The organism is Streptomyces triticirhizae (assembly GCF_003696235.1).
Taxonomy (GTDB): Bacteria; Actinomycetota; Actinomycetes; order Streptomycetales; family Streptomycetaceae; genus Streptomyces; species Streptomyces triticirhizae.
The window spans coordinates 1-4,699 of the sequence record NZ_RFFJ01000309.1; the positions used below are offsets into that span (position 1 = coordinate 1).

The window sequence follows — 4,699 nt, forward strand, 5'->3', positions numbered from 1 at the left end:
AGCCGCGCCAGCCGTGGGCGCCGGGGCCGCTGCGGCCGCGTGCGCGCCCGGAGCAGCGGCTCCGGGTTGAGGCGGACGGCCGGCTGCTGGCCGATCCCGAGCGGCCGGTGGCCGAGGTGTCGGTGCGGCCGGCCGGCGGGCTGGCCGACGTGGTGGTGCGGTCGGGCCCGAAGGGGAACGAGGTGCGGGCGCGGGCGAGTTCGGTGACGGTCTCCGGCTCGACGGGGTTCAGCTACCGGGCCAACGCGGTGGATCTGGGGCCCACCCGCGCGCGGACCTGGACGGTGCTGCCGGGGGCGCTGCGGCTGACCGTTCCGGACCGGGCCTGACGCTTCCGGGCCTGAGCTTCCGGACCTGAGCTTCCGGGCCTGAGCCTCCGGACCTGACGCTTCCGGGCCTGGCCTGATCGGCCGCGCCGGGGCGGCGGCCGGTCAGGCGGGTTCCTCGGGCTCCTGCTCCAGGGGGTGCGCGCTGACCGCGCGGCGGGCGTGCCAGCGCTCCATGAGCTGGTCCATCTCCTCCTCAAGGAAGGCCATGAACTCGGCCGTCTCGCTCAGCCTCCGCCCGGCCGGGGTGTCCGGGCCGACGATCTCGACGCCGCCGCGCACGGTCGTCTCCCAGCGCCTCAGATACGCGTCGCGCTGGGTCATCGCCTCGTACCAGACGTTCTGGTGGAGGCGGTACCGCTCGCGGCGGGAGCCGGGCTCCCGTTCGCGGCTGATGAGGTGGACCTGGCTGAGGTAGCGGACGGCGCCCGAGATGGCGGCGGGCGAGACCCGCAGGCGCTCGGCCAGTTCGGCCGAGCTGAGCGCGCCCTCCTCGGAGACGGTCAGGCAGGCGAAGACGCGGGCCGCCATCCGCTGGAAGCCGGCGGCCACCAGGTCGGCGGCGAACCGTTCCACGAACGCGGCGACCTCCCGGGGGTAGGGGTCGCCGTTCCGCGTAATTTCGGCCCCGGGTCCCTCCCCGGGTTTCTCGGTCTCGGCCTCGCCGAGGTCGGTCTGGTCCATGGTCATCCCGCCATCCTGCCAGCCGTCCACAGAGATTCTGACAATTTCCTAGCTTCACAAATTTCTGAAAGAAGCGTAGCTTCCGGGGTATGAAGCGCTCAACCAACGCGATCGAGATCTCCGATCTGGTCAAGACCTTCGGCCGTACCCGGGCCCTGGACGGTCTCGACCTCACCGTGCGCGCGGGCGAGGTGCACGGCTTCCTCGGGCCCAACGGCGCGGGGAAGTCCACCACCATCCGCGTGCTGCTCGGCCTGCTGCGGGCCGACTCCGGCTCCGTGCGCCTGCTGGGCGGCGACCCCTGGGGCGAGGCCGTCGCCCTGCACCGGCGGCTGGCCTACGTTCCCGGCGATGTCGAGCTGTGGCCCAACCTCACCGGTGGGGAGGCCATCGACCTGCTGGCCCGGCTGCGCGGCGGGCTCGACCCGAAGCGCCGCGCGCTGCTGCTGGACCGCTTCGAGCTGGACCCGACCAAGAAGGGCCGCACCTACTCCAAGGGCAACCGGCAGAAGGTCGCGCTGGTCGCCGCGCTCGCCTCCCGCGCCGAACTGCTGCTGCTGGACGAGCCCACCGCCGGCCTTGACCCGCTGATGGAGGCCGTGTTCCAGGAGCTGATCGGCGAGGCGAAGGAGAACGGTCAGACCGTGCTGCTCTCCAGCCACATCATGGCCCAGGTCGAAAAGCTCTGTGACCGGGTGAGCATCGTCCGCCAGGGGAAGGTCGTCCAGTCCGGCACGCTGGACGACCTGCGCCACCTGACCAGGACATCCGTCGAGGCGACCACCAGCCGGCCGGTGGCCGGGCTCGACGCGCTGCCCGGCGTGCACGACCTGCGGGTCGAGCCGGTCGAGGCCGACGCGGAGGGCTCGGGCGTCACCTCGGTGCGGTTCTCCGTGGACCGGCCGGCCATGGACCGGGCGATCAGCGCGCTGGCGGAGTTCGGGGTGCGCACCCTGCTCAGCCACCCGCCCACCCTGGAGGAACTGATGCTGCGCCACTACGGCGACCGGCACAACGGCGACCGCCACAACGGCGCGCGTGAGGCGGCCGAGCGATGAACGGGACCGCCACCGCCACGCCCGCCGAGGCCACCACCGCCGCCGTGCCGTCGGGCGAGCCCGCCGGACCGCTGGTCGGCACGGGCACCATGGTCCGCTTCGCGCTCCGGCGGGACCGGGTCCGACTCCCGGTCTGGCTGGGGCTGTTGACGCTGACGACGGCCGCCAGCGTCGCCAGCTTCCAGAGCAACTACCCCGAGCCGGAAGACCGCGCGGGCGCGGCCGAGACCCTCCGTTCCCCCGCCGGCATCGCCATGTCGGGCCCCGAGCACTACCTCGACGAGGGCTACGACATCGGCGCCATGACCGGCCACCAGCTGCTCGGCTTCTTCGCGCTGGCCGTCGGCCTGATGGCGGTCCTGACGGTGGTCCGCCACACCCGGGTGGAGGAGGAGACGGGCCGCGCCGAGCTGGTGCGGTCCGGAGTGCTCGGCCGGCACGCCCAGTTGGCGGCCGCCCTGACGGTGGCCGCCGCCGCCAGCCTGCTGCTGGGCGCGCTGCTCGCCGGGACGCTGGCGGCGATCGAGGCCGACGGGCTGACCGCCGAGGGCGCGCTGCTCTACGGCGCGGCCACCGCCGCGCTCGGCCTGGCCTTCGCCGGGACGGCCGGCGTCGCCGCCCAGATCACCGCGTTCTCCCGGGGCGCCACCGGTCTTGGCCTGGCCGTGGTCGGCGCCGCCTACGCGCTCCGCTCGGTTGGCGACGTCGGCCCGACGGCGCTCTCCTGGGCCTCGCCCGTCGGCTGGGCGCAGCGCGGCTACCCGTTCGTGGACAACCGCTGGTGGCCGCTGCTGCTCCTGCTGGCGCTGGCCGGCGTGACGGCGGCGCTGGCGTTCTGGCTGAGCACCCGCCGCGACCTCAACGCGGGCCTGCGCCCGCCGCGCCCCGGCCGCCCGGGGGCCGCCGCCTCGCTGGCGACCCCGCTCGGCCTTGCCACCCGGCTGGGCCGGGGGACGGCGCTGGGCTTCGCCGCCGGCGCGCTGCTGCTGGGCGCGATGCTGGGCTCGGTCCTCTCCGACGCCGAGCAGATGTTGGAGGAGGTCGAGGAGATGGCCAGGCAGCTGGCCATCGAGGACGCCTCGATCACCGAACTCTTCACCTCGGTCTGCCTCAGCATTCTCGCCATCGTCGCGCTCGCCGCCGTGGTCGCGGCGCTGGGCCGGGCGCGCGCCGAGGAGACGGACGGCCGCGCGGAGCCGCTGCTGGCCACGGCGCTCTCCCGAACGGCGTGGATCGGCGGCCAGTTGGGTTTCGCGCTGGGCGCCGCGACGCTGGTGCTGCTGGTCGCCGGGCTCGCGCTGGGCGCGGCGGGCGCCGCCTCGACCGGGGACGCCTCGCTGCTGCCCGAGTTGGCGTTCGCCTCGCTGGCGTACGCGCCCGCCGTGTGGTTCACCGGGGGTCTCGCGCTGGCGCTCTTCGGCTGGTTCCCCCGGGCGACGGCGGCGGCCTGGGCCGTTCCGGCCTACGCCATGGGGGTCGTCTTCCTGGGCGAGATCGTGGACCTGCCGGACGCGCTGCGCGAGCTGTCGCCGCTGGGCCATGTGCCGAGCGTGCCGGCCGCCCCGCTGGAGTGGACGCCGCTGCTGGTGCTCACCGCCCTTGCGGCGGGCCTGAGTTGGCTGGGCGTGCTGGGGGTGCGGCGCCGGGACTTCGAGCTGCCGTAGACGGGCGAACGGGTCCGGCACCGGGGACGGGGAACGGGGGCGCGGCGCTGACGGGCGTTCAGCCTGGTCGCGCCGCCGCCCCCCTGACGGCGGCGCCGATACACCCGCGAGGACCCACTCCGGATGCGGAGTCGGTCACGGACTGTTCGCATGGGTGACAGCTCGTCACGCACCCCGCGTGCGGCAGTCGCCCCGGAGGTCACCCGCTCATGAAGTCGAACCGTTCCCTCCCCTACGCCCCGCCGACCAGACCGCTGGCGCTGGCGGCCGTCACCGTCGCCCTCTCCCTGGGCCTGTCGGGGCCGGCCATGGCGCAGGAGCAGGACCCGGCCCAGGTCACGGCCGAGGAGGTCACCGAGATCTCGGAGGCCGTGCCCCAGGAGGGCCTGGCCGTGCTGGAGGACGCCAAGCCAGCCTGGGACAACGTCGCCCCGCTCACCATCTCCCCCGCCTCCGGCGGCCCCGGCACCTCGGTGACGGTGCGCGCCAACTGCCGCCCGGAGGGCCCGGCCCGCTCCGACGCCTTCAAGGAGCCGATCAACCTGCGCCGGGGCGACTCCGGGCAGTGGGTCGGCACCGGCAAGATCAAGCACGGCCTCAAGGTCGGCCGGGGCTACCCGGTCACCGTGGAATGCGCCGACGGGGTGCAGCTCACCGCCACGTTCACCGCGACCGCCGGCACCCCGAGCGGTGGCGCCCAGGCCGGCTTCGGTGGCTCGGGCGGCGCGGGCGAGGGCGGCGCCCAGGCGACGGCGCTGGCCATCGGCGGCGGCGTGGCGGTGGCCGGCGCGGTGGGGTACGTCTTCCTCGCCAAGCGTCGCCGTTCCGGCACCCACTCCTACTAGAGGGAGCGGAGTGCCTAGGAAGCGGCGCGCGGCCGGCCGGCCGCGCCTTCCCCGACTGCCGGACGGGCTGCGCGCCTTCGGCCGGCCCGCGCTGCCGCGCCTGCCGGCGCGCGTCCGGCGGC

4 protein-coding genes and 1 pseudogene are annotated in these 4,699 nt (G+C 75.1%); 4 read left to right on the plus strand and 1 reads right to left on the minus strand.

Annotation, left to right across the window (positions count from 1 at the left end; translation table 11 throughout):
- Positions 1-329, plus strand: a pseudogene (locus EBN88_RS30960) (diacylglycerol kinase); the annotation flags it as partial.
- Between the two features lie 102 nt (positions 330-431).
- Here EBN88_RS30960 and EBN88_RS28725 read toward each other — a convergent pair.
- Entirely contained in the window at positions 432-1,010 is a 579-nt protein-coding gene (locus EBN88_RS28725) for a GbsR/MarR family transcriptional regulator (RefSeq protein WP_199742527.1), read from the minus strand.
- A gap of 89 nt (positions 1,011-1,099) precedes the next feature.
- On the opposite strand from EBN88_RS28725, the gene EBN88_RS28730 reads away from it, so the two are divergent.
- The 3 genes from EBN88_RS28730 to EBN88_RS30965 all read left to right on the plus strand — a co-directional run bounded on the left by EBN88_RS28730 (position 1,100) and on the right by EBN88_RS30965 (position 4,577).
- Positions 1,100-2,068, plus strand: coding sequence for an ABC transporter ATP-binding protein (locus EBN88_RS28730; protein ID WP_122399934.1), 969 nt, complete (start codon positions 1,100-1,102; stop codon positions 2,066-2,068).
- Positions 2,065-3,732 (plus strand): ABC transporter permease, encoded by a 1,668-nt coding sequence (locus EBN88_RS28735; protein ID WP_233581081.1) that lies wholly within the window; start codon positions 2,065-2,067, stop codon positions 3,730-3,732. Before EBN88_RS28730 ends, EBN88_RS28735 begins: the two co-directional genes overlap by 4 nt.
- Positions 3,733-3,941: 209 nt before the next feature.
- Positions 3,942-4,577, plus strand: a complete 636-nt coding sequence (locus EBN88_RS30965) for a hypothetical protein (protein ID WP_158621575.1) — start codon at positions 3,942-3,944, stop codon at positions 4,575-4,577.
- Positions 4,578-4,699 lie beyond the last annotated feature (122 nt).

Bases quoted from the DNA above. Each gene is read 5' to 3' on its own strand.
- EBN88_RS28725 (WP_199742527.1), bottom strand. From the start codon at position 1,010: ATGGACCAGACCGACCTCGGCGAGGCCGAGACCGAGAAACCCGGGGAG.
- EBN88_RS28730 (WP_122399934.1), top strand. From the start codon at position 1,100: ATGAAGCGCTCAACCAACGCGATCGAGATCTCCGATCTGGTCAAGACC.
- EBN88_RS28735 (WP_233581081.1), top strand. From the start codon at position 2,065: ATGAACGGGACCGCCACCGCCACGCCCGCCGAGGCCACCACCGCCGCC.
- EBN88_RS30965 (WP_158621575.1), top strand. From the start codon at position 3,942: ATGAAGTCGAACCGTTCCCTCCCCTACGCCCCGCCGACCAGACCGCTG.